The organism is Capnocytophaga gingivalis, from assembly GCF_002302415.1.
Classification (GTDB): domain Bacteria; phylum Bacteroidota; class Bacteroidia; order Flavobacteriales; family Flavobacteriaceae; genus Capnocytophaga; species Capnocytophaga gingivalis.
The window spans coordinates 2,248,899-2,274,900 of the sequence record NZ_CP022386.1; the positions used below are offsets into that span (position 1 = coordinate 2,248,899).

A 26,002-nucleotide genomic window follows, 5' to 3' on the forward strand; every position below is an offset into this window, starting at 1 on the left:
ATATTTGTTATTCAATCACTAAAGTGCGTTCTTGTTCGAATCCTTCTACCTCAAAAATCAGTTGATAGGTACCCTTAGGGAGATAGCACTTACCATTATCAGCCTTCTTGAAGGTAGTTAGGAGTTTTTTCTCGTAGGCGATACGTCCTTCCTCATTGAAAACCAAGTCAAAAGGAATAAAGTTGAACCCTACTTTGGTTTGATAAGAGAATTTGGACAAGGTGATTTTATTCTTTACTACACTGATTTTTACTTCAGTACCATCCATAGAGGCAAAAGACTCCAGATAAAGGACAGGAACCTTAGGAGCTGCCCAAGGGTTTTCAGCATTACCCCATTGCGCTGAGTACTTGATGGAGTAGGTATCCTTCAAGGGGTAGAAGAGTTGGTCTTGTACCGCGGCACGTATCTCACGGAGACTGGCGATATTAGCCGTAAAGAATCCATGTCCCTTGGTACCTATATACAACTGATTGTCCTGAGGATTGATCGCAATAGCGCTTACTGAAGTTCGAGGGAGATTCTCCTTGAAGACATGCCATTTTTCTCCCATATCGAAAGATACATAGAGCCCATTCTCGGTACCTAAGTAGAGCACCTGTTCGTTGGAAGGGTCTTCTACAATTACATTGGCAGTTTCCTCAGGGAGATTGGCCTTGAGGTTATCCCAGCTTTTTCCCATGTTGTTACTACGGAAAATCAGTGCTTGGTGGTTGCTGTTCTGTAGGATAGCATATACACGTTCCTGTTTGTGCTTGGAGGCTAGCAAACAAGAGACACGATTCTGAGCAGGGAAAGACGAATAAATCATTTGCCAAGAGACCCCGCCATTGTCCGAGGTGTATATCATTCCGTCATCACTTCCGGTATAGAGAAGGCCAAACTGGAAAGGAGATTCACTGATGGCTGAGATAGTGCCATAGGAGAGATTCCCTCCCTTGTCCCCATTGGTCAAATCAGGAGAAATAGCCTTCCATGTCTTCCCTTCGTTGAGGGACTGGAAGAGTACATTGGCACCTGCATATAGGATAGTGTTATTCTGAGGGGAAAGAGATAGGGTCGTTTCGATAGGGTAGCGCTGTTTGGTTTTCTTGTCATAAGGGAGAACAATTCTGCTTTGTCGCAAAGGTAATATTTCTCCGAAAGGCTGCGCAAGAAAAGACTTGTTCTCAGGCGTAGTGACGAGCTTTCCGTTCTCGCTACTTACCATAAGCCATTGATTGTTAGTATATTTTACTACACCTCCGTTCAGGATATTGGCATATAGAGCGCCTTCGTTGGGCTTGCCTATAGTAAGGGAGGTTACATAGGCTGTCTGAGGCATTTCCTGCTTAGCCCAGGTACGTCCTTGGTCGAGAGATTGGAAAGCCCCTTGGCTAGTAACCAAGATAATCTGTTTGCCATCGGCAGAGAGCTGATATACCTTTTGGTTCATAGGGTTGTCCTTGATAAGAGTCCAAGTAATTCCCCCATTGTTGGATTTGAGAAGTGGCACTCCTGAGAGGTATAGTTCGTTCTCCTGTTGAGGATTTACTGCCAGAGCCCCTACCTCATATCCCTTACTATAGAAAACATTGGTAAGAGGTTTGTTATTTTTCTTCACCCAAGACTTTCCACCGTCATTAGAATAGTAAATCTCAGCTCCTACCACAGCAGGGAGCGCATCGGTGAGTTTGGTCAGTTCATTAGGGGCGATTCCTGCGCGAACCATTTCCTTAAGGCTGTTGGCATTGTACTTATTTTGCAAGAAATGGTTATAGATGTATTGGTTGATTTTTTCGTTGTCCAATCCTAAAAAATCCTTGCTTGATAAGCCCTGAAGGCTGATTTCGTTCAGGGATTCTTTGACCCTTTCGCGGTTGTCCACCAGGGCATAGAGCGAGGTCGGGCTGAATACCGCCAAGGATATTTTTCCTATATTTCCCTGGGGGAATCCAGAGCCTGCTGTGGAGATAAGTTCCCAAGAATCCCCAGCATTGGTGCTCTTATAGATACCTGATTTTTTCCCAGAGGGGTTGATATTATAGGGTGTTTTTTCTATATCCCAAGCCGTCATGTAGAGTGTCTGGTCTGCGGAAGGGGATTTTTTTAGTTCGCTGACACCTACTTGAGCAAAGGTCTGTTTCCAGCTTTTTCCTTTGTCGGAAGTACAGAGTACACCCGCTATGGAGCCATCCTCTCCCAGAGCATTCAGACAAGCATTGGTAGGGGAGGTCAGGACAATCTGGCGTACATTCATATTGCCAATAGGAGCAGCCGTCACCCAATCTTTAGCATATTCCTTGATGAAAACTCCTTGGTAAGTGGCGACCCATAAGGTACGATTGTCCCAATCCACAGCCATGGCCATGGTCTGCGGAGACATTGTCTCGGAGAAAGTAGGAGTGAAGCTTGCTCCATTGTTGTCACTATACCATACTCCGGACTGAGATAGGGCTACATAGAGCTGATAAGGATCCTTAGGATTGCGTTCTATTTGGATAATCTCTCCAGCCCCTCTTGTAAGAGGAAGCGCTTGGAAAGGGATATTCTTAACCCATGACTTTTGTACATTTTGGGTTCGTATAGCCTCTTGCCTATCTTGGGCATTGGTTATACTCACTATAGAGAGAAGTGCGGTTAAAAATACTATTTTTTTCATATTTTTGAGAATAAATATTTGGTGTTTATTAATAGATATTTTTCCAGTATTTTCGGGCTTTTTCTAAATCTTCAGGGGTATCTATGCCTATATTTTCTACCTCGGAGAGTACCATCTTGATACGTCGGCCATTTTCTAAGTAGCGCAACTGTTCGAGTTTCTCCATCTCCTCCAGGGGGGTAGGGCTTAGGCGATAGAACTCCATAAGGGCATCCTTGCGGAAGGCATACACCCCGATATGTTTTTTGTAAGTGTATTCTTTCTCTGTATCCCGAGCGAAAGGAATCGGGCTACGAGAAAAGTACAAGGCAAAGGACTGACGATCCACCACTACCTTGACATTGTTGGGATTGGCGATTTCTTCGGGATCGGTAAGGGGCATCATCAGAGATGCCAAGTCGATCTGCTGCTTAGGATCATGGTCAAAGACTTCTAAGAGGGGTTGTAGGCTTTTCTTTTGGATAAAAGGCTCATCTCCTTGTACATTGACAATGATATCGGCAGGGAGGTTTTCCACCGCTTCAGCGATGCGGTTGCTGCCACAATTGTGCTGGATTTGGCTAAGGAATACTTCTCCGCCTATATGCTTGATTTTCTCAGCGATTTCCGGGCTATCGGTGGCTACCCACACTTGGTCAAAGAGGTCTGTACCCACCGTGGCGAGGTATGTTTGCTCAATGACAGAGCGCCCCCCTAAGTCCTCGAGGAGTTTCTTGGGGAAGCGTGTAGCCTGAAGGCGCGCTGGAATGACAGCTATTTTTTTCATAGACATAGTGTTTTACAGAAAACCGAGTTCCAATTTGGCTTCTTCACTCATCATCTCTTGTCCCCAAGGTGGATCAAAGGTGAGTTCTACTTCTACTTCATTGATCTCATCAATACTGCCTATTTTCTCATAGACTTCTTGGGGGAGTACTTCTGCTACAGGGCAGTTGGGCGAGGTGAGGGTCATCAGGATCTTCACATCGTGATTTTCATTGATAAAAACATCATAGATTAGCCCCAATTCGTATATATCTACAGGGATTTCAGGATCATAGATGGTATGGAGTACCTCGACGATTTTCTCGCCGATGAGTTCAGTGTCGATAGGTGTTTTTTCTTCAGACATAAATTACTTGTTTTTTAAGGTTATAGCTTTGGCATAGAGCTTCATTTGCTCTATCATACTCACCAGTCCGTTGGCACGGGTAGGGGAGAGGTGTTCCTTGAGGCCAATTTTGTCAATAAAACTCATATCTGCCGCAAGAATATCCGCTGCTTTCTGATTGGAGAGGGCTTTGATCAAGATAGCGATAATCCCCTTGGTGATGATGGCATCACTATCCGCAGTGAAAGTGATGATATCTCCTTCATTCTCCGCATGGAGCCATACTTGACTTTGGCATCCCTTGATGAGGTATTCGTCCGTCTTGTACTGAGGGTCAATCAGTGGGAGACTTTTGCCCAAATCAATCATATATTCATAGCGATCTTCCCAGTTTTCTAAAAAGGAAAAGTCCTCAATAATAGTGTTTTGTATCTCAGTGATAGTCATTTTTTTTTGAGCGCAAAAATACGAAATTTAATTGTTAATTGTCAATGGTTAATTGTTAATTCACTTTTCACTCTTATACTCATTTACGCCACTTTGCAGTTCACTGCTCACTGTTCACTGTTCACTGTTCACTGTTCACTGTTTAGTACTTATGGCACTCAGGGTTAGGATCGGCCATGAACTCCTGAGGGTCTATACTGATGTTCCTCACTTGAGTGAAGGGGAGGTTGAGCTCGAACTGGTAAGTGTTCTCTGCCCAGTTCCATATAGGCAGTACGATACGCTCCATATTGATAAACGGATTAGGCTTTTCTCCAAAAGTAAGGTCGGTGGGAATATACAGAGAGAAAGGTTTTTGTCCGTTGGGGATTACAATCAGGTCTAAGGGCATAGGGATACGCCCTTTTTTGGTGAGGGTAACCAAGGTTTTCTCGCCTTTGGCTTCTACCTTCTCAATACAATAGCCTATGTGGTGGGTGGTGTGCATGAACTCCTTGAGAAACCAGAAGAGCTGCATGCCAGATTCTTTCTCGGCACAGCGCACAAAATTCTCAGGAGTGGGGTGGGAGAAGGCATATTCCTTGTAAAAACGCTTGAAGGTGCGCTCCATCGCTTTGCGCCCGATGATGTAATCCAAGTGAGAGGCAAACATGGTGCCTTTGGCATAAGCAGTGCTAAAATACGAACGGCTACGCTCGAAAAAGTCTGCACGAATGGAAGGGTCTTCCTCTTGGTTCTCACTCACATACTTAAGGAAAGCCTTGTGGCGAAATTCTGAGAAATTGGCTACAGGCTCCTTTTTGACTACCTCGGCATCTGCCCATAGTTGTAGGAAGCAAGTGAACCCTTCGTCAAACCAAGGATATTGTTGCTCATCGATGGCGAAAATATGCTGAAACCAAGTGTGTGCCAGCTCATGGCAAGCCGTTTTGATAAGCGCTTCTGGGGCTTTGCCTCCTTCGATAAAGGTGCACATAGCATACTCCATAGCTCCTTGTCCTGCTTGGATAAAAGAGTAATGACTCCAAGGATATTTACCTACCTTAGCCTCGTAGAAGTCCAAAACCTCAGGCATGATTTGTTGTAGCTTTTTCCAGTTTTCTGGAAAATTCTTATAGAAAAAGTGCAGTTCTACGCCACGCTTTGTTTTTACTATATCGTGTTGGTAAGCAGGGTCAGCCGCCCAAGAGAAGTCGATGACCTTTTCTGCCTTGAAGTGCCAAGTACGGGTCTTTTGGCGGGTTTTTACGTCCTTGAGATTGCTATAGCCAAAGCCTATCTGCTCGGGATTCTGTAGGGTACCAGTACCGGCCACCAGATAGTTTTTGTCAAGAGTGATCTTTACGTCAAAGTTAGCCCAATCGCCATAGAACTCTCCAAAGATATATTGATAAGGGTGCCATCCTTGAGCATCATATACACAGATACGTGGGTACCATTGGGAGAGGGAGAGCGCAACCCCATCGGAGCTATTGCGCCCCATGCGCACTCCTATGTTTGGAATCTGAGCGGTATAATCCATTGTGAGGGTCGCTTTCCCATGAGGGAGAATAGGCTCAGGGAGTGTAACCTGTAGGATGGTGCCTATAACCTTGTAGGAAGCTGTTTTGCCATTTTGGGTGAGGGACTGTAGGCGGATAAAGCCTTGTTCGCTGTCCTTGAGCATAGAGAGCTTACTGATATACTTGGGCTCGGCCTCTGTGCCTGCATTGTGCATAAAGCGAGCAGGCATGTCACTGACCTGTTGCATGTTCTTATCCATTTGGCTACCGGGCTGAAAGGCATTGAGATATAGGTGGTAGAAGACTGTACGCAGTGTATCAGGCGAATGGTTTTCGTAGAGGGCTACTTGCCTTCCTTTGTACTGGAATGTTTTTGCATCCATCTGGATGTCCATCTGGTAGTCGATATGTTGCTGCCATTGAGCAAAACTACTAAGGCTGATGCCTATGGTGAGAAATGAAGTAAGAAAAAACTTTATCATGATAATTTTGAATTGTAGCGGCAGCAAATATACGAATAATAATTTTAATAGAAGCAAAAAAGTTTTAATCAATCGTAGGGGCGAATTGCAATTCGCCCTTTGGAAGGCAGTGTAATTCGCCCTTTAGGAGGCAGTGCAATTAAGACATAGTACTTGGCTACACTTTTCACTTTTCTCATGCTTGCTACTAATTTTTACTTATTCAAAATACATATTACTGAAAATGAGTTATTTAATTTGTTTCTAAAGAGAACTTGCCGTAATTTTGCACCCAGAAAACAACAACCAAGTATAATAACACTAAAAAAGAACTATTATGGCTATCAGACTTGTAAATGGCTGTATAAATTGCGAAAATTTGACAGCAGAAAACGTATGCAAACTTCACCAAACAAAGGTGGAAGTAAAACACACCTGTGACAGCTTCAATATGCGTCCCAGCTTGAAGGACGAGGTGGATTGCCTTAGCTGTGCTAAGTACAATACCGCTCTTTGTGCTAACAGAACACATGCAGCTGGTGGAATGCTCTGCAATGAATGGGCTCCAGAAACTACAGCAGAAGCTTAAGAACAGAGATTTTTTCATGATTCAAAAAGCAGTAAGTCAAGCGCTTACTGCTTTTTTTGATATTAAAAACTCCTTAGAAAAAGAGCTTCTCTTCCTGTGATTTCCCTCTCGCTACTGCGATTTTCGGAGGTGATTCAAAAAGTATGATGAAGTAAAAAGTTGACAATTAGAGCAAAAAGTTATATTTTTGTTGTGTGAAAATAAGAATAGAACTATATTGCTCCAATTGCCAGAGTGCAAAGGTAGTGAAAAATGGCAAAAAACCAAATGGAAAACAAAATTATCTTTGCAAGAATGAAGGATGTGGTCGTCAATTCATTGGAGACCATAATCTTACCTATAAAGGTTGTCATTCAAACATTAATCGTAAAATAATCCTTATGCTTGTTAGAGGTGTAGGAATTAGAGATATTTCTAAAATAGAGGAAGTTAGCATAGGAAAAGTGCTTACTGTTTTAGCTAAATCTAGTTATTCTATAACACCTAAAAAGAAGCATTATGGCCATATTGAAGTTGATGAATTTTGGACTTATGTTCAGAAAAAAGAGAACAAACAGTGGCTTATATATGCTTATGACAGAGAATCACAGGAAATTATAACTTATGTTTGGGGTAAAAGAGATTTAAGAACAGCTAAAAAGTTAAGAAAGCAACTTAAAGAACTGAATATTACCTATGATTCTATAGCAACTGATGATTGGAAAAGCTTTAAAACTACTTTTAAAGAGGATAATCATCTAATAGAAAAAGCATATACTGTTGGGATAGAGGGGAATAACTGTAAATTGAGACATAGAATAAAACGAGCTTTTCGCAAGACTTGTTGCTTTTCTAAGAAACAAATAAAATCATCTAAAGACCTTTGCTTTAGCTTTCTCTTATAACAACTATGGATATATCTAAAACACTACCAATTTCTATACTAGACAATAGTTTTTAATACTACTGATAATCAGAATATTGAAAACATATTAAATAAAAATACAACAAAAAATCACTCCAAAAGTGAGTTATTTAAAATATTTTTTATACATTTGTCCAATATTTTTGAGTTCTTTGTCTTGTATTGATACAAAAAGGCAATAATGCATAAGGTCAATCACTTGAGTTGTAATAGCCGTGTTGCACATAAAATCGAACAATATCCACTTTATTACGTGCTCCTATTTTTTTGCTCAATCGGGCTATATAGGTGTCTATAGTTCTTGTACTTAGGTTTAAGGATTCACCTATCTCCCTATTGTTAAGTCCATTATAGGTAAGCTTCATTATTTGGATTTCGACAAGTGAAGGAATATAAGCATTTTCTTCTTGTCGTTGCATATATGCTATTACCTCTACAGGTTGTTGAGCCCATTCTTGTAGATAATCCTCGTATTTTTTAATAGGGTTTAAAAGATAGTTTCGGTAAATATCTATGAGAATGGCTACTTTCTTTTGGCAATAGAATACAGAGGGTATTTCTGATAGTATCTTAGCAATATCCTCTTGGTAAGTGGCGGAATAGGCAATGATAGGAGTTGTATTGCCTATATGTCTGATGTATCGTATAGCTTCTAATCCACTCATTATAGGAGTGAATAAATCTATAAAAAATACATCCTCTACCTTTCGGTGCAATTGATGGATAAGCTCATAACCATTATTACAGTTCTTTACTACAGTATCAAATGGGGGAATGAGACTTTTAATCAAAATTTCTTTGAAATAGAAATCTGCATCACTGATGGTTATTTTTGTATTTCTAAAGGGAACACTCATTATAGTTATTTTTAGACGAATAATTTTTTTGCAAATATAGAAAATATTTTTAAGTTTATGGGTAAGAACAAAAAACAAAATACAACTGAAATTCAACGAGAGACAAGAAAATTTCTCTTATTCTTTCTTGTCTTAAGTTTATTGTCTTTCAATGCATTGTACTTTTTCTACAAAAGTTACGCAGTACAACATGCTATAATTCAGAAGGATGTGGTTTCGTATAAGGCTGTTTTAAACAAACAACAAGTACTATATGACAAACTCGATACTATATACTATCGAATGACTTTACTCAATACTGATAAAGTACAAAATAATGTATTTTTAGGAAATTATATCTCTAAGAATATTCAAGAATTTCGTAAAACTATCGGTAAAGATAGCATAGCGGAGTTTAGCCATTATGCTTTCTTACTCACCAAATTAGATAGCTTGCTGACCTTAAAGAATGAGATTGTAGAGATAGACACTAAAGAGCAACACGCACTAAGAGATTTGAATGAGTGCATTGATAAGATTAAAAAAGTTGAAAAAGATTTGTCTAAAGACCCTTCTCGTGGGTTTCAAGCAGAATAATCACATAATATAAAACTATGAACGGAGCTATATCATTGTCAAAAAGAGAAAGAAGATACCAATTCTTCTACCTTTTAGGGATGTTGTTGATCGTACTATTAGTATCTGGATTTGTGTTTCTAAGGAAATTTCAGTCACCTTTTACACAAACAGATGTTATGGATATCCAACTGTTAGCACAGAAAAATAAGTTTTCTGAGCAACAAAAGATTGTAGAACCCTTATTGAAAAATACCTTTACTAAGATAAGTATCTTAAAGGTGGAAAAGCCACAACCTTTTGTGGAGAACGACATCAAAAGTAGTATCAACGATTTAGCAAACTACTTTCAGAGCAATGAGGTGTTCGATACTCGTAAAAACGACTATCTCCAAATCGCTAAATTCTATCGCATGTACTTTGAAGATAAGAAAATAGCTGCTAAGAAAACGGAAAATATCAAACTCTTTGAACAGCAGTTTGAGGAATGCTCTATTGGCTTTAAAGAAAAAGAACAACAATTGGCACAAAAGAAAAATGCAATTATAGCAAGAAATAAGTAATATTACTATATTTTAGGATTTTAGGTATAACAAAAAAATAACAAATAGTAACAGATGTCAAGCAACAGCTATTTCAAAAAATTTCTCAAGGGCACAGAGGGTCCTGTAGCCGACGCAGGGAGTACAGACCAAGCGTTGCAGGGAGCCCAGGAGAACTTTTTGCAGAGCTCTGAAGCTGTTGTTGGGGCAGTAAATGCCCTTAAAGGACTTGCCGATGGGAGTGTAAGCCCCATAGAGGCAGCCTTAGACATCAAAACGGCTATTGATGTGGTACAAGGCCTCTCAAGGCAACTCTCAGAGTCCTTAATAATGCCCTTGATGACCCATTTAGCTGCTTTCAAAGGCGAAGCCTTTTTGCCTGTAGCCAAGCAGTTAGACCCTGTAATGGGGATAGATGTACACTTTGTTACCGTTCCACCAGGGACTCCTGTCCCCCTGCCTCACCCTTATATTTCTGTACTTTTTAGAACCAAAGACTGGGTGAGCTGTATGGTCAATATGGTAAAGGCAGAGGCCATGAGCGCAGTACAAGAAGCACAACCCAATGCCAACGAACTGCATACGGAAGCAGAACAAGCCGCACAAGCTAAAACTGATAAACTCATCAACCAAGCCGATGGCTTGGTATCTACAGCTTTAGGAAAAGCAGGACTCAGTGCTACGGTGTTCATTGGAGGCGTATTGCCACGAGCTATAACAGGCACTCCCTCAAGAGTGATTCCACATATCCCTATGGGTGCAGGCTTTCACCCCAGCTTTGATAGCACAATCGCTAAGGACAATGGTAAGGTGTATTTAGGAAGCCTCTTTGTAACAGCCGATGGCGACCCTATGGCAGGGATGATGCACCTGAACTATGACTGCTGGGATATAGGTATTGTAGACCTCTTTAAAGGCCAACGCAATAGTACCAAAAAATCCCCTGACCCCGAAAACCCTAAAACAGAACTCTTTGTCCCTTCTGGCAATATCCTGCCTATCCCTTGGAGCCGACCTGTACTGGTCAATACCATTCCTACTCCTATCAACCCCTTAGCCATAGGCGATAGACTCTTCAAAGCAGGCTTGGGCAAACTCAAGTTAGGACAACGCTTCCGCAAGTTAGCCGAAAAAGGAATTTCCAAACTGCCCTTCTCTTGTGCTACCAAAACCAAACTCTCTAAACACTTCGGTACAGGACAAAGCCACCCTGTGGAAGTAGCTGAAGGATATTTCTATACCGATAATGAAGACTTTAGCCTCTCAGGAGTCATTCCTTTGGTATGGGAACGCACTTGGTATAGCTATAGCCCTTACGAAGGTCCTTTAGGCTATGGCTGGCACCACCCCTACGATATGGCTATAGGTTTTGATTGGGAAGCCAGAGTAGCCACTATCAGAATGAACGATGGACGCGGGGTAGATATAGAACTGCCCAACAGTCCTGACAAACCCACTTTCCACCGCTTGGAAAAACTCTACCTATGTGTGGATGAAAGCGGACGCTATTACGTAAAAGACACCTCAGGACTGTGCTACTATTTTACCGAAGCGGAATACCCAATGAAAGGCAGTGAGCGCAAGCAACAGCTGCTGGAGAAGATAGTAGATAGAAACGGCCACCAAATACAGCTGAGCTATAAAGCCAATGGAGCCCTAACCCAGCTGATAGACTCAGCCGAACGTACCTTAACCTTTGATACCGATAACGAGGGACGTATCACCACTATATACGCACCTCACCCCAAACAAGAAAACGAACACTTTGCGATCGCACAATATAGCTACTCCGAGGAAGGAGATTTGCTCACCCATACCGATGCCTTAGGGCAACCTATGCACTTTGCCTACCAAAACCACCTAATGGTAAAAGAAATCTGGCGCAATGGTACAGTATGGACATTTACTTACGACGGCAAAGGCACAGGCGCCAAATGCGTAGAAGTACGAGGTACTGACGACCTCTTGCACTATACCTTTGATTACTCCGACCCACATTGCACACTGGTAAGAGATAGCTTGGGCTATACCAAATCCTTCCACCACCACAACGGACGCGTCATAAAATACGTAGACCCCGAAAAGGGCGAATGGAACTCGCATTACAACAGCTTTAGTGAGCTGGAAATGGAAACTGACCCAATGGGTAATACCACCAGCTACCTCCACGATAAGTGGGGCAATGTGGTAAAGGTCATAGAACCCGATGGGAGCCTTACCCAAATGGAGTACTACGACCCCTATAACAAACACCTACTCACCGAAGCCACTGACCCAAGAGGAGGCAAATGGGAATGGAACTACGACGAGGTAGGTAACCTCACCGAACGCAAAACCCCATTGGGAGCCACCACAGCCTTCAAATACGAAAAAGGACTGTTACACTCCCTTACCGATGCCTTGGGAGCTACTACAGAGGTACTGTACGACAGACAAAAGAATATCAAACGGATAAAAGCCCCAAACGAGGGTATTACCGAATACGAATACGACCGCTTAGGACAGTGTACAGCTATCACCAACCCCCACCAGCTAAGACAGTTGCGCCACTACGACCTCTTAGGAAGGGTGGAACTCGTACAAGACTTTGACGATAATAACATCTCATTGAAGTACGATGCGATGGATAATGTGGTGCGTTATAGCGATGCCTATAAGGACATCCGCTACCGCTACAAAGGCTTAAACAAACTCATAGAACGCACTGAGGGCGACAGCACGGTACGCTTTACCTATGATACCGAAGGACAATTGCGCCGTATTGTAAACGAAGAAGGCGAGGAATACCTCTTTGATTTAGACGGCAATGGTAACGTACGCAAGGAAACCGCTTTTGACGGACTTATCAGAGAATATGAGCGCAACCAAGCAGGCTGGGTAACCAAAGTACAACGCACCAAAAAACGCTATACCAGCTATGACTATGACCCTAACGGACGTATAGCCCAAGTAAGCTACCACGACGGCAGTAGCGAGCAATACCTCTACGAAGCAGGATTTTTAAAAGAAGCCACTAATGCCGATGCCATAGTAACTTTTGAAAGGGATAAATTAGGCAACATCACCAAAGAGCGCACCCAGCGCACCAATAGCGAGGAAGTTACTGAAGTATATAGCGAATACGACATCCTTGGCAGACGAACTAAGCTAAGCAGTAACTTAGGAGCGGATATTAGCTACGAGCTTGATAAACTAAGCAATATAAGCAAAATACAAGCGGGGGACTGGGAGGCTAAAATAGACTACGACAAGTTAGGCTTAGAAATCCAACGAGAATTAACGGGTAATGTAACCAATCAGACACGTCGAGATCGGTTAGGTCGTATACGTCACCAAACAGCCCGTAGTGATTATGGTACGCTCCTTTGGAAAGAGTACCAATGGGGCGTGGATTACCGTTTGTATGATATCATAGACCACGCTTATAAAGACCGAGATGCCTCCTTTGAATACGATGACAGGGGCTACCTTGTACGTGCCATTTACGACCGTAAGGAAGAGCAATTCCGTACTCCTGACAAGCTCGGTAACCTATACGAAACCAAGGACAAGAAAGACCGCAAGTATAAAAACAGCCAACTTCAACAAGACCGTACCTACTACTATCACTACGATGTAGAGGGCAACTTGATTTTTAAGGAACACATTAAAGATGTAGGTTATAGACCAGTCTTTAGTGGAGGTGAACTTAGAGACTTAGGTATACAACCTAAAAGCACCGGTAAAGGCTTTTTATATACTTGGAACGCTAACGGCTCACTCCGTGCTGTCACCAACTTAGAAGGTGTTACTTATAGATTTAGATACGATGCCTTTGGCAGGCGTTTAGAGAAACGCCGTATGAGTTCCACGTTCGGTTTTGTATGGGACGGGAATGTTTTATTACACGAGACCTTTAAGAAAGACAACTCTGAGCATACAGAGCTCACCACTTGGGTGTTTGAAGGTTTTGTACCTACCGCCAAGTTAGTAAATGGTAAGGCATATAGCATTATCTCCGACCATCTCGGCACGCCTATACTTGCTATTGATAGCGATGGAATGGAGGTATGGAACCGCCAGCTTGATATTTATGGAAGAGTACGCAAGGAATATAAGCATTCCTCTCTTGGTGATGATGTCTTTCCTTTTGTACCTTTCTTATACCAAGGGCAGTATTATGACTTTGAGACTAATCTTGCTTATAATCGTTATCGTTACTACTCACCTGAAACAGGAGCATACATAAGTCAAGACCCAATAGGATTGGCAGGGGGGAATCCTACGCTATATGGGTATGTGAAGGATAGTAACTGGTGGGTGGATGTGTTTGGGTTGGAAGTCATTACTTCTACTGAAATAAGAATAATGGAATTCACTTCACATGGCGTTAACAGGGCAATCGAAAGAAGTGTAGCACCCATAGATATTCTTAGTGCAGTTAAAAAACCATTAAAGGTTAGCGATATTAAAATTGATAGTGAAGGTAGGTCTTCACAACGATTTATTGGAAAAAAAGCAGAAGTAGTTATTAATCCAACAACGGGTAAAATTATATCTGTTAATCCAACTTCAACTAAAAAAGCAAAAAAATTATGCAAAGAGTGAAATTAACGATAAAACAATATTATTTTTTACAAGGTTTAATAAAACAATCTATAATTACTAACGTTTTCTATAAGGATAATCATATAGTCATTATTGAGTTATCTGAAGATGATATGGATAAAATAAGAGATTTAGCATTAGATTATCTTGATATATATGGCTTTGATAAAGATTATGAACTGACAGAATCAGGAAAATTGGCAGAGGAACTGGTAGACAAATTGTATACTTAGTCTTCATAATTGGTAATGTATCAAATATGTTGTTAAAACTACAATATCCTTAAAATCAATACAATACAAAAAAATTGCCCTGCTAATTTCCCAGTAGTATACCAGATGTGTTGTTAAAAACATAACGACTTAACAATCAGTAAAATACAAAGAAAACAAAAATCTATATTCCTTAACCCACCATAGAGAAAAGAGTTTTTCAAGCCTATAATACGTTCTAAATATTGGGTAATGTATCAGATGTGTTGTTAAAATTCCAACAGCTTACTAATCAATATAATACAAAAAAATTGCCCTGCTATTTTCCTTTACCCGCCATAGAGAAAAGAGTTTTTTAAGCCTATAATGTGCTCTAAATAGAGTAAAGAGACACCTAATGTTTCAAATGTGTTGTTAAGGAAGAACAGTTCCGCACCCCTGACAAGCTTGGTAACCTATACGAGACAAAGGATAAGAAAGACCGCAAGTACAAAAATAGCCAACTCCAACAAGACCTCACCTACTACTATCACTATGATGTAGAGGGTAATCTTATCTTTAAAGAGTACATCAAAGATATAGGCTACAGACCAGTCTTTAGCGGAGGTGAACTTAGAGACTTAGGTATAAATCCTAAGAGCACTGGAAAGGGAATACTTTACACTTGGAATGCCAACGGTTCACTCCGTTCTGTTACAGATTTACAAGGCACCACCTATAGATTTAGATACGATGCTTTTGGTAGGCGTATTGAGAAAAGAAGAATGGCTTCTACCTTCCGTTTTGTATGGGACGGAAATGTGCTCTTGCACGAAACCTTTAAGAAAGACAACTCTGAAAACACCGAGCTTACTACTTGGGTCTTTGAAGGGTTTGTGCCAACAGCTAAACTCGTGAATGGTAAGGCTTATAGTATCATCTCCGACCATCTCGGCACGCCTATACTTGCTATTGATAGCGATGGAATGGAGGTATGGAACCGCCAGCTTGATATTTATGGAAGAGTACGCAAGGAATATAAGCATTCCTCTCTTGGTGATGATGTCTTTCCTTTTGTACCTTTCTTATACCAAGGGCAGTATTATGATTTTGAGACTAATCTTGCTTATAACCGCTTCCGCTACTACTCACCTGAGACTGGGGCGTATATTTCACAAGACCCTATAAAGCTAAATGCTAACAACCCTAATATATATGCTTATGTGGAGGATAGCAACTGGTGGATAGATGTGTTTGGACTTGCGAAGCATCATACTATTCCAAGAAGAATATATAACCCTAGAAAAAGCAAAAGAGCTGATGGGTCTACTTATAGACCAGAACCTTTGGTGCCTGAAGAAGTTGCAAAGGATAAGAGAGTAAAAGGTACTAAGAATTCTCCTAATATGTGGGATATTCCTGATGATATACATAAAGACATTCATAATCCAAACTCAGAAATATCAAAGAAAAATGGAGGGGATTATAATACTATATTTATTAATAGGATTAATCAAATAGAAGGAGATGTCACTACTGAAAAAATACTAGCTATTAGAGAGCAAATAGCAAAAGATTTCGAGATAGATCAATATAAACCTAAAAAGAAGCAAAATGACTGTAAGTCTAAATAATAAATGATGAAAATATATAAAATAAGACCTTTATGTAATCCCATTTACGCTAGTATTCACGCTCAGATGAGACAACCTTTTGAACAAGGAGAACAAATAAGAGTTACTTGGAATGATTATCTTTCTAAAGGAAATCTTGTTCCAGATTTTCTCTATAGCTCATATGTAATATGTAAAAGAGAAATAGCAATGGAACTAAAACAAAGATTTGAGAAATTGGAAATAGGAGAGCTTGAGTGGCATAAAAATCCAAAAGAGATAGTAGCAAAAAATATCCATAGATTAAGATGGCTACCTAAAGAAGAGGTGGATTTGGTACATATTTATTCTAAAATATATATACCAATATTGCCTCAAAGTACTGTGATAATAGAAAAGAGAGCAAATGGTGAAGAATATATAGATTCCTATATAGGAGTTGAATCTATTATTGGGGCAAAACATATATTAAGAGAAAAAGAAAAGGGGATTTTTATTCAACGAAAGGAAATTCAAAATTTTGATTTTTTCAGAATAGAGAAAAGTTATCCTCTACTATGTACAGAAAATGTAAAAAAATATATAGAAAAAAGAGGATTTAGTAATGTTGTATTTTTAGAAGTAGGAGATATTATATAATTAGAAAGCTAAATGTTTGGTAATGTTCCAGATGTGTTGTTAAAATTCCAACAACTTACTAATCAATACAATACAAAAGAACTGCCCCACTATATTCCTTTACCCATCATAGAGATAAGCATTTTAAAAGGCTATAATACGCTCAAAATAGTGTAAAGAGGCACCTAATGTTTCAGATGTGTTGTTAAAATTTCCGTACTCCTGACAAGCTCGGTAACCTATACGAAACAAAGGACAAAAGAGACCGCTAGTACAAAAACAGCCAACTCCAAGAAGACCGCACCTACTACTATCACTATGATGTAGAGGGTAACTTGATTTTCAAGGAGCATATCAAGGACGTAGGTTACCGCCCGTTCTTTAGTGGTAGTGAACTCCGTGACTTAGGCATAAACCCTAAAAGCACTGGAAAGGGAATACTCTACACTTGGAATGCCAACGGTTCACTCCGTTCTGTTTCAGATTTACAAGGCACCACCTATAGGTTCAGATACGATGCCTTTGGCAGACGTTTAGAGAAAAGAAGAATGAGTTCCACGTTCCGTTTTGTATGGGACGGGAATGTTTTATTACACGAAACCTTTAAGAAAGACAACTCCGAAAACACCGAGCTTACTACTTGGGTCTTTGAAGGGTTTGTACCAACAGCTAAACTCGTAAACGGCAAGGCATATAGCATTATCTCCGACCATCTCGGCACGCCTATACTTGCTATTGATAGCGATGGAATGGAGGTATGGAATCGCCAGCTTGATATTTATGGGCGTGTACGTAAAGAGTACAAACATTCTTCTTTAGGTGATGAGGTCTTTCCTTTTGTACCATTCTTATACCAAGGGCAGTATTATGACTTTGAGACTAATCTTGCTTATAACAGGTTTAGGTATTATAGTCCTGAGACTGGGGCGTATATAAGCCAAGATCCGATTGGATTGGAAGGTAATAATCCTAATATTTATGCCTATGTAGAGGATAGTAACTGGTGGTTAGATATTTTTGGATTAGCATGTTCAAGTGCTCAAATGGCTAATAACAGAAAAAATGGTAAGAAAGCTGAAGACTTTATACATGATAGATTATTAAATAATCCTGACATAGAGATAATAGGTAGAAATGTTACTGTATTTTTTGACAAAAAAGATGGAGGAGGTGTTCGTTATATAGATATATTAGCACGAAATAAGAAAACAGGTAAAATTATTAACGTAGAGGTGAAAAGTGGTAAAGCTAAAAGAAGTAAAAAACAAATAAAAAAAGACACTCTCATAAATAAAGGTCAAGGGACTTTTGGAGAAAAAGGATTTATAAATAAAAATGATCCTTTAATTGGACAAAAAACTAATAATACAACAACAAGTGTAACTCAAGTGGAACTATGGAAACTATAATTAATAAAATTAGAAGCATATTAGATGACAGAATGCTAAAAGCAGGATTGTACTTTGACAATAAATATACTGCCTATATAGGCACATTAAAAAAAGAAGCTCAACTTTCTTATGGCTATTTTTTTGATTTAAGAAAAAAAAATGGACAAGATTATTATTTATTAGATATTTCTTTATCAATACTTCAAGAAGAAATAGCCCATATAAGCAACCAAATAAAATTAAAATCTATAGGGAAACGTGAGATTCCTGACTTAGTAAAAAAAAGATTAGTTAAATACATCAAAAAAAGTGCTCCCATAATAGGAGGCGTTTACAATTGGAGAGACCTTGATATTGTTTTTCAAACTATAAAGGTACAAAGCTGTTATATTAGTAATAGTTCAGAAATAGAAGTTTATAAAGATGAACTTATCACTCTTTTTGAATATGGACAAAAATGGGTGCAAAAAATAAGTGATTGGGATTTTTTAGTTCAATGGAATATAAAAAATAATAATGCTTTACAAGCTTTATGTATTTTGAAATACTTAGATAGAAAAGAAGATTTTAATTACTTAAAGGATGAATCTATTCTTAAATATAAAGCATTAAACTTACCTATTGATGAATTAGAAAATATAGAATGGTAAGGTAATGTATCAGATGTGTGGTAATGTATCAGATGTGTTGTTAAAATTCCAACAGCTTACTAATCAATATAATACAAAAGAATTGCCCTGCTATTTCCCTTTACCCGCCATAGAGAAAAGAGTTTTTTAAGCCTATAATGTGCTCTAAATAGTGTAAAAGTTACACCTAATGTTTTAGATGTGTTGTTAAAGAAGAGGTAATGTATCAGATATGTTGTTAAAATTCCAATAGCTTACTAATCAATATAATACAAAAGAATTGCCCTGCTATTTCCCTTTACCTACCATAGATATAAGCGTTTTTTAAGCCTATAATGTACTCTGAATAGTGTAAAAGTTACACCTAATGTTTCAAATGTGTTGTTAAAGGAAAATTAAACATTTTCATACACAAAACTTGCAACCTTTAAGATATTGATTTTGATTGACTTTTATAACACCTAACTTTTTTAAAATACTATCAAAAAGAAAATTGTAAAATATTTTTTGCTGATTATAAAAATAATTGTACTTTTGTGCCTAAGAGGCAAATAGTTCATTTTTAGGAATAGATAATGATAGCAATTTATGGATTACAAAGAGAAAAATAAAGGAAAGCTCATAACAATCATTGTAGTAAGCCTACTCCTATTAGGATTAGTAGGCTTTTGGCTACAAAAACGTTTTTTTCATAACATGGCTGATATAGAAGCTGATGTATTTCCTACTACTTTACAAGTAGGAGATACCTTGTTTTTCAAGGATAATACATCTTTCTCTGCATTTCGTGAATGGAGATTCGGTGATGGGAATATCTCCATCAATGATAAGGGATATTATATGTATAGAAAACCAGGGTATTATCAAGTAAAACTCACACTCAATGGTAAGTATAGCAAGACTTTTCCTATACAAGTAATAGGTACTATCAAAAGAAGTATTACAGATTCTATCACTACTATTGAAGCCCCTAAAGAGGCTATGCAATTTGAAAATGTAGTCTTTAGAGCTAACTCTAAAGTAGCAAAGTTATTCAGCTGGAAGTTTGGAGAAACAGGAAGTATTGATGCTAAAGAGCCAATGGTTATCTATGCCTATCAAAATCCTGGTGAGTATCAAGTAACTCTCTATACAGATGATACTGAATATCCTATCACTCATAAGATAAACATTTTGCCTTCTTTCAAAGTACTGAAAGACTCTACCTCTATAGAGACTATTTATGAGAAAATAGATGATGATTTCAAACATCACTTACAACAAATAGCCAAAGGAGTGGATTTCAACAAACATTATAATTATTTGCTCAACACTTACCTTTGTAAAAATGACAATACCCCTGTAAAGGTAAATACAAGCAAAGTAAATACTTTCTACTATTATTGTGCAGGATTGCAGTTTGACAAGAAAAGTACAATTCAAGAGGTGAAAGTAACCTTTGATGAGGAAATGAATTGCATTGTTAAGGTCAATATTATTCAAAGTCAATGAAATGAAACTATCTAAACATAGACAATCTCTTAAAAGATTTTTAATAGGGATACTCCTTTTGCTTTCAGTGATAGGATGTACCCCTTTAAAGGTATATAGGACACCTTCTCCTTCTCTTTATGGGAATATAGATAACACTCTTTTGGTTAATGGTTATCCTAAACAAAAACAAACTTGGGTTGTTTTCTCTGATAGGGAGAACAATCGTGTTAGCCCTACTAAAGAGGAAGATATCACTTTAGTATACAAAGAACTAAGATTCTTAGAACCGCTTATTGTCTTAAAGAAGCGCAAGGGGATGTTTAAAGTAGGAGAATACACTCCTACCTCACTCAATGACGGCAAGCTAACCCTGAAAAAGAGCAAGATAAAAGTAAAAGGCTGGGTGCCTCAAGAGCGTTTGCTATTGTGGAGCAAGGGACTTAGAAGTGCAGAGACTGGTTTTGCTACTAAAGCAATTCTTACAGTTTCTGATCCAGAGGTTTTTACTACACCTAATGATTTTTTAGAAAATGATTCTGTAATTGTATATAAGACTCCTAATCTCAGTGAAAAAGCTAAGAAAAGAAGTATTGGAGATTTAGTGTACATATACAAAGAATCTGCTGATAAAGAAATGCTTCTCATTGGTAAAAAACCTGCCTCTATTGTAGATAGTATACAAAGCTCTGTCTATGGTTGGGTTAGTAAAAAAATGATCTCAATATGGGGTGATAGAACAGCTATTCAACTATCTTCAAATACTTTTTCAGCCGACATCTTTCTTCATAAAAAACAAGACTCTCTACAGTCAATTCCTGCTATTTCACTTAAAGAAATAAAACAGAGAAATAGAATAGAGAATATATATCCTACAACTATCAAAGAATTATCTCAAACTCCTAAAGAAGTAGGATTTCTCGATAATCCTTTTGATTACAGTCAGAATAAAATATACAATATCTTAGGAACCCCTATCTACTACCCTAAATATAAAGATATATTGTACAATAACCGAAAGTTGAACTTAGTCTTTGTATTAGATGGTAGTGAGAATAATCGCCTTTATATTCCTACGTTAAAGTCGTTATTACAAGAATTACAATTGCAATTTTCTAAGATGGACTATTTCTCTACCATACGTTTGGCTGGAGTAGTTTATAAAAGTGATAATTGTGGAGTTAGTAATTTATCTTCTCCTCTAACCACTGATTATGAAGATGTAATTGATTTCTTTGATGATAAATTACAAGAACTCAAATGCAAAGATACAACTAAAGGGCAACCTGTTGAACAGGGAATCTTAACAGCCACCCGTCTTCTATATGAGGCTCAGGCTAAAGACCAAACCAATATGATAGTTTTGGTAGGAACTTCAGCTTCAGCTTACCCTTCTACAGGTATTTTAGCAGATGCCATTACTCGTGTAAAGGCAAGACTTATATGTTTCCAAACCCAAGCTAAATCTGATGATACTTATAACAATTTTGTACTTTTAGCAGAGAAACTTGTGATAAATAGTGCTAAAAATATTTCAGAACTAAAGAAAGAAAAGATAGTAAATCCACAAGATGTCTCTTTAGAGAATGATTATAGCCTTTCACAAGGAGCAGAAGGTATATTCCGCTTAGATTATCCTAAAAAAAGTATGACACAAGGCTACGTTATTTTTCCAAAGAAAGGAGAAATGATGCCTATCAATATACTAAAATCTTCTATCGACAGCCTTTTAGGGCAAATCACTTTTGACAACAAACATATAGACCAATCACTTACCACTTACTTTCGTTCAGATATTGGAGTGAAGAAAACATCGTTGTATGATAAGTACAAAGATACATTAACACTTCCCAAAAAACGTATTCCTCCAGCGATGGCTTCAGGCTTCTTAGGCAAAGATAATTCTTTCCTCTTCAAAGGATATCTGTATGCGCCAGAGAGAGCAGGTGAAAACGGAATACTCCTTAGCGAACAAGAGTTTGAGCAACTGCATCATTACTATACTCTGCTTCATAGCAAAGTAGGTAATGAGAAAAAATTCAATCGCAGAAAGGCGATCCGCTATTATGTGCGCTTTGTAAAAAAACTCAACCCCGCTATCAACAAACGAAGTAGAGGGCGCATATACAAACAAACGATGGCTGAGACTATTGCTTGGCAAACAGGAATGAATGCACCTCAAGAACCTTTGATGAATAGGAGTCTTAGAGAGTGGAAAAATAACAAAGATATATCCGATACAACGATAGAGGCCTATTTCAATCAGTACAAAATTTTAGCAACTCGCCTTATTACCCATAAGAATAATGCTAAAATGCGAATAAGGTACAATGGAGAAACATACTATTGGGTAGGGCAAGAGTTTGTTCCTAAGACAATGATACCAAAGAAATTATGATAGGAATACTAAACATAGCAGGGCATAGAAAAGAATTGATCTCATTGAGTACAGCTTATAGCAAGACAGTTTGTAAAAGGGGCTATCCTGATAGCCTCCCTATAGCTCATTTTTTTAAAGTAACCTTTTTAACTGAAGAAGATGATGATTTTTTTGCCGATTGGATGTATGGTAGGAATAAAGATAACAAATCGCATAAAGGGCAATGGTATAATGGGACTATTATCTTTTATGATGAAACCTCTTATGGACAAGAGTTCTTACATTATGAACTTACAGATGCTCTTGCTACGAGTTTCAAAGTAGATTATGATCAAGAACGCGGAATGGTAACCACCCTTGAAATCTTCACACGTGAGCGTATTTATGATCATAAATACATCATCAACTCTGAATACTATGCTATTACGTTTGATTATGTGCGACCTAAAGAAAAGTCGCAACAACTTTTAAACACAGACCCAGATTTGTTTGAACTATACTATACCGATACTTCAGGAAAGAAAATAGAAAATATTGATTTTAAAATAGGAACTTTTATCTATCTAAATGTAAGAGGTGAAAACTTAGCAGGCAAAACGGGAGATTTAAGTATTGAAGATGAAAAAGTAGATTTTGAGTATGAAGGGAATCGTTTAGAGAATGATACTTTGCAGAATTATACTTTCAAAAGTAATAATGATAGCATCAAACTAAAAATAATAGAACCTAAAAACGACAACTAACAATGGCTGTAGCAACAATAAAATTACATCAAACAGGTAAATCTTTATCTGCAGAACTAAAACCTAAAGGGATAGGTGTTATAGAGTTCAGACCTCACGACAATTACGATGGTGAGTTTGGATTTGATTGGGTTCTTTATAATGATGATACTATCTATAAAGATATTATAGGAAAATATAAAATTAAAAGAAAGGGGAATATATTTGATTCTGACAATAATGAGTATGAAAAGTTTTTGGAAAAATATAAGAATTTTCCCCATCCTATTGATAAAAAAAAGAAATACTATATTCCTTATATGACGCTATTGCCTGAGAGAACGGCTAAACTAATTTTGCGAATAAAAATAACAGAAGAAATTCAAAATTATAAATTTTCATATGATGAAAATATTTTTACCTTAGACAAATCAGAAACAGATTTAAATAAAAGCATAGGAGAATATAAAAATATAGAACTTAATATAAAATGTTTGAAAAGTTTTTCTAAGAATGAGTATATTAGTGTATATGGAGATGGGAATTTAATGGGAGCTATAATAGTAATTGCCAATAAAAACATCCTTCAAAAAGACATTATCTGTTATAAGGTTGTAACACTCCCTCATATAAAAAAGTGGGAGGGAGATACAGATGAAAAGGAAAAAATAGAAAGCCATATTAAAAAATATTTAGCTCAATTTTATATAGAACCTATTATTGATTTTAAAGATTATATAGATTATGAAAGGGATGAGAAATTGGTGAATTTTATTAGAGAAAATCATCTATTAATGGAAAGAGATTCTCGTGTTATAAACACTGAAAAAATAGAGTTTAATAATATATATTCTTTTTTTGAGAGTAATATCAATAATAATGAAGATAATAGCTACAAAATGTTTTTTATACCTTTTGCAGGAGGAAAAATTGTGGATGGAAAAATTGAATTAGCAAGTGGTTATTCTGAAAAAATTGGAGGTAAAATATCTGTGATTTTCAGCAGTCACTATGATAAAAAAGTAGCTCCAACTCACGAACTCTTACATTGTTTTGGATTACCTCATACGTTTGAAGAGGGATTAGATGTAGTTTTTTTTGAAAACAAAACAAATAACTTAATGGATTACACAAAAACAGAACGCTCCTCTTCCTTATTTATGCAATGGAGGAAAGTAAATAAGAATATTAATAACAATATAGATGAAATCAAATTAGAAAATGAATGACATAGATTTTTTTAGGTTACTTTACTCTCAATATAAAGAAGATCTGGACGCTATTTTAAAGTATAAAAAAAATGGTACAAATTTTTATCATTTTTTTACAGATAAAATTAATATAGATTTTTTCGAACAAAATAAAAAAAACGGAAGAGGCACAATCCCTTTTAGTTCCTACAAATCTTTTTTAGATTTTTATACAGAAATAGAGCAGATAATTGTAGATATAGAAATAATACGCTACCAAGGTACATTCTTTGATAAAATAGAAAGAGTATTATTTCATCGAGATATTTCTATTACAGAATACAATGAAGAGGGAATAAGAGAAAGACTGTATATAGAATACAAGAATGATAACTATTCATCTATCCTTATAGGAAAAGAAATTTTGTATAATAATGAAAAGATAGCTAAAACTATAAATAATGATTTACCATTCTCTTTTAAACAATTAGCAGACCAATTTTGGATAAAATATCAAGTAGATATACGTAGAGATTTTAGATATAGAGAAGCAAATAAAAGATGTGGAGTCAATCTTTCCAAATATTATGAGGATAACCACCCTTTTTGGATAGTGGAGTATCATTATTGGAGCGATGATATAACTATTGAAAACACAGTTATCAAAAAAATAATAGTAAAAGTAGATGGTATCACAGGTGAGGAGATTTTTCATAGAGAGATGCTTCCAGAGGATATGTCTTATTTTACACCAACAAATATAGAAACAACAGCACCATAAAAATATGACAAATCTTACAAATGAAACTGTAAAAGAATTATTTCATATAGCTGGACAGATAGCATATGAAGAAGGGAGGAAAAATTCTTGGCGTTGGCAATGGCTCTTAGCAAGAATAGCTATATTTAAAAAATTTGAATAATTTTATGAAAGTTAAAATGCTTTTGTTCTTATCTCTGTTCTCGATAATATGCAACGGGCAATCTTTTGATTATAGAAAAGATAGTCTTATTGAATCTTTTGATGTAAAAAAGTTTAAAAAATATAATAAAGATGGTAGATATAATTTCTATAGAAAAGATAGCGTTTCTGTACATCAGCTTACAAAACAAAAAGAATTTATAGAATGGACTCGCCATAAGAAATCAAATATAAAAAAATGTATTATTTTTACAAAAAAAGGTACTATCCAGAAGAAAATGTATTATTTTCAAGATTTTCCAATAGGAAATGAATACCTTTTTGAGGAAGGAAAAGTTACTAAAATCATTAATCACGACGAAAATTATAAAATAAGTATAGAAAATGTTCGGAAAATTATCCTACAAACTTTTGATGTAGATATATTTTTCTACAGAAGAACCCCTTACTATATAGAAGTAACAAGAAAAAAAAGGGAGGTCTATCCGACAGATTGGCGATACGTATATATTGTAAAATTCGGAGTAATGTCGGAAGAAGAATTAGTAAATAAAATCTACTATATAGATGCTAACACAGGTTATTTCCTTTATAAAGATGAATATGGCACAAAAGAAGATTTTTTCCAAAGAGCAAAGGACTTACCAACAGAAAAAATATATACCATTAAGAAAATATTCTAAATTTGAACCTATATAAAT

23 protein-coding genes are annotated in these 26,002 nt (G+C 37.3%); 17 read left to right on the forward strand and 6 right to left on the reverse strand.

Translation table 11 applies throughout. The annotated features are described in order from the left end of the window. Positions 1–7: 7 nt before the first annotated feature. From CGC50_RS10730 to CGC50_RS10750, 5 genes are all read right to left on the reverse strand, one after another. Positions 8–2,641 (reverse strand): WD40/YVTN/BNR-like repeat-containing protein, encoded by a 2,634-nt coding sequence (locus tag CGC50_RS10730; protein WP_095910812.1) that lies wholly within the window; start codon positions 2,639–2,641, stop codon positions 8–10. A 28-nt stretch (positions 2,642–2,669) separates the two neighbouring features. Further along, complete coding sequence (kdsB, locus tag CGC50_RS10735; protein WP_095910813.1) at positions 2,670–3,407, reverse strand: 3-deoxy-manno-octulosonate cytidylyltransferase; 738 nt, start codon at positions 3,405–3,407, stop codon at positions 2,670–2,672. 12 nt (positions 3,408–3,419) lie between these two features. Next, on the reverse strand, positions 3,420–3,752 hold the full coding sequence (locus CGC50_RS10740; RefSeq protein WP_002666192.1) for an iron-sulfur cluster assembly protein: 333 nt from the start codon (positions 3,750–3,752) through the stop codon (positions 3,420–3,422). Positions 3,753–3,755: 3 nt separating this feature from the next. Then, positions 3,756–4,178 (reverse strand): SufE family protein, encoded by a 423-nt coding sequence (locus CGC50_RS10745; RefSeq protein WP_095910814.1) that lies wholly within the window; start codon positions 4,176–4,178, stop codon positions 3,756–3,758. 142 nt (positions 4,179–4,320) lie between these two features. Then, positions 4,321–6,162, reverse strand: coding sequence for a M1 family metallopeptidase (locus tag CGC50_RS10750; RefSeq protein ID WP_095910815.1), 1,842 nt, complete (start codon positions 6,160–6,162; stop codon positions 4,321–4,323). A 316-nt stretch (positions 6,163–6,478) separates the two neighbouring features. Between CGC50_RS10750 and CGC50_RS10755 the strand changes: the two genes are divergently transcribed. Both CGC50_RS10755 and CGC50_RS10760 read left to right on the forward strand, forming a co-directional pair. Then, positions 6,479–6,730 (forward strand): hypothetical protein, encoded by a 252-nt coding sequence (locus CGC50_RS10755; protein ID WP_095910816.1) that lies wholly within the window; start codon positions 6,479–6,481, stop codon positions 6,728–6,730. A gap of 194 nt (positions 6,731–6,924) precedes the next feature. After that, positions 6,925–7,633 (forward strand): IS1 family transposase gene (locus CGC50_RS10760; RefSeq protein ID WP_455578800.1). Its coding sequence is split into 2 segments (ribosomal slippage): positions 6,925–7,575 and positions 7,577–7,633, totalling 708 coding nucleotides; the frame shifts between segments, so codons are not numbered across the junction. A 192-nt stretch (positions 7,634–7,825) separates the two neighbouring features. Here the strand turns inward: CGC50_RS10760 and CGC50_RS10765 are convergent. After that, positions 7,826–8,491, reverse strand: a complete 666-nt coding sequence (locus CGC50_RS10765) for a response regulator transcription factor (protein ID WP_095910817.1) — start codon at positions 8,489–8,491, stop codon at positions 7,826–7,828. 57 nt (positions 8,492–8,548) lie between these two features. Between CGC50_RS10765 and tssO the strand changes: the two genes are divergently transcribed. From tssO to CGC50_RS10840, 15 genes are all read left to right on the forward strand, one after another. Continuing rightward, positions 8,549–9,067 carry a type VI secretion system TssO gene (gene tssO, locus CGC50_RS10770; RefSeq protein ID WP_095910818.1) on the forward strand — a complete coding sequence of 173 codons (519 nt, stop codon included), beginning with the start codon at positions 8,549–8,551 and terminating at the stop codon, positions 9,065–9,067. A 17-nt stretch (positions 9,068–9,084) separates the two neighbouring features. Then, positions 9,085–9,609 carry a type VI secretion system transmembrane protein TssO gene (locus CGC50_RS10775; RefSeq protein WP_095910819.1) on the forward strand — a complete coding sequence of 175 codons (525 nt, stop codon included), beginning with the start codon at positions 9,085–9,087 and terminating at the stop codon, positions 9,607–9,609. A 54-nt stretch (positions 9,610–9,663) separates the two neighbouring features. Next, positions 9,664–14,175, forward strand: coding sequence for a DUF6531 domain-containing protein (locus CGC50_RS10780; RefSeq protein WP_095910820.1), 4,512 nt, complete (start codon positions 9,664–9,666; stop codon positions 14,173–14,175). Further along, positions 14,163–14,408, forward strand: a complete 246-nt coding sequence (locus CGC50_RS10785; protein WP_095910821.1) for a hypothetical protein — start codon at positions 14,163–14,165, stop codon at positions 14,406–14,408. The genes CGC50_RS10780 and CGC50_RS10785 overlap by 13 nt, the downstream gene beginning before the upstream one ends. A gap of 743 nt (positions 14,409–15,151) precedes the next feature. Then, positions 15,152–16,000 (forward strand): RHS repeat domain-containing protein, encoded by an 849-nt coding sequence (locus tag CGC50_RS10795; RefSeq protein ID WP_095910822.1) that lies wholly within the window; start codon positions 15,152–15,154, stop codon positions 15,998–16,000. Positions 16,001–16,006: 6 nt separating this feature from the next. Next, positions 16,007–16,618, forward strand: coding sequence for a hypothetical protein (locus tag CGC50_RS10800; protein WP_157909454.1), 612 nt, complete (start codon positions 16,007–16,009; stop codon positions 16,616–16,618). Positions 16,619–16,932: 314 nt separating this feature from the next. Continuing rightward, positions 16,933–18,006, forward strand: coding sequence for an RHS repeat-associated core domain-containing protein (locus tag CGC50_RS10805; protein ID WP_095910824.1), 1,074 nt, complete (start codon positions 16,933–16,935; stop codon positions 18,004–18,006). Next, entirely contained in the window at positions 17,994–18,638 is a 645-nt protein-coding gene (locus CGC50_RS10810) for a hypothetical protein (RefSeq protein ID WP_095910825.1), read from the forward strand. The genes CGC50_RS10805 and CGC50_RS10810 overlap by 13 nt, the downstream gene beginning before the upstream one ends. Before the next feature lie 567 nt (positions 18,639–19,205). Further along, on the forward strand, positions 19,206–20,108 hold the full coding sequence (locus CGC50_RS10815) for a PKD domain-containing protein (RefSeq protein WP_095910826.1): 903 nt from the start codon (positions 19,206–19,208) through the stop codon (positions 20,106–20,108). A gap of 1 nt (position 20,109) precedes the next feature. Then, complete coding sequence (tssR, locus tag CGC50_RS10820; RefSeq protein ID WP_095910827.1) at positions 20,110–22,485, forward strand: type VI secretion system protein TssR domain-containing protein; 2,376 nt, start codon at positions 20,110–20,112, stop codon at positions 22,483–22,485. Then, positions 22,482–23,210 carry a type VI secretion system tube protein TssD gene (tssD, locus tag CGC50_RS10825; protein ID WP_095910828.1) on the forward strand — a complete coding sequence of 243 codons (729 nt, stop codon included), beginning with the start codon at positions 22,482–22,484 and terminating at the stop codon, positions 23,208–23,210. The genes tssR and tssD overlap by 4 nt, the downstream gene beginning before the upstream one ends. 2 nt (positions 23,211–23,212) lie before the next feature. Continuing rightward, positions 23,213–24,418, forward strand: coding sequence for a hypothetical protein (locus tag CGC50_RS10830; protein ID WP_095910829.1), 1,206 nt, complete (start codon positions 23,213–23,215; stop codon positions 24,416–24,418). Beyond that, positions 24,411–25,160: a hypothetical protein gene (locus CGC50_RS10835; protein WP_095910830.1), complete on the forward strand. Its 750-nt coding sequence runs from the start codon at positions 24,411–24,413 to the stop codon at positions 25,158–25,160. The genes CGC50_RS10830 and CGC50_RS10835 overlap by 8 nt, the downstream gene beginning before the upstream one ends. 4 nt (positions 25,161–25,164) lie before the next feature. Further along, positions 25,165–25,302 carry a hypothetical protein gene (locus CGC50_RS13795; protein ID WP_157909455.1) on the forward strand — a complete coding sequence of 46 codons (138 nt, stop codon included), beginning with the start codon at positions 25,165–25,167 and terminating at the stop codon, positions 25,300–25,302. A 4-nt stretch (positions 25,303–25,306) separates the two neighbouring features. Further along, on the forward strand, positions 25,307–25,984 hold the full coding sequence (locus tag CGC50_RS10840) for a hypothetical protein (protein WP_095910831.1): 678 nt from the start codon (positions 25,307–25,309) through the stop codon (positions 25,982–25,984). Positions 25,985–26,002 lie beyond the last annotated feature (18 nt).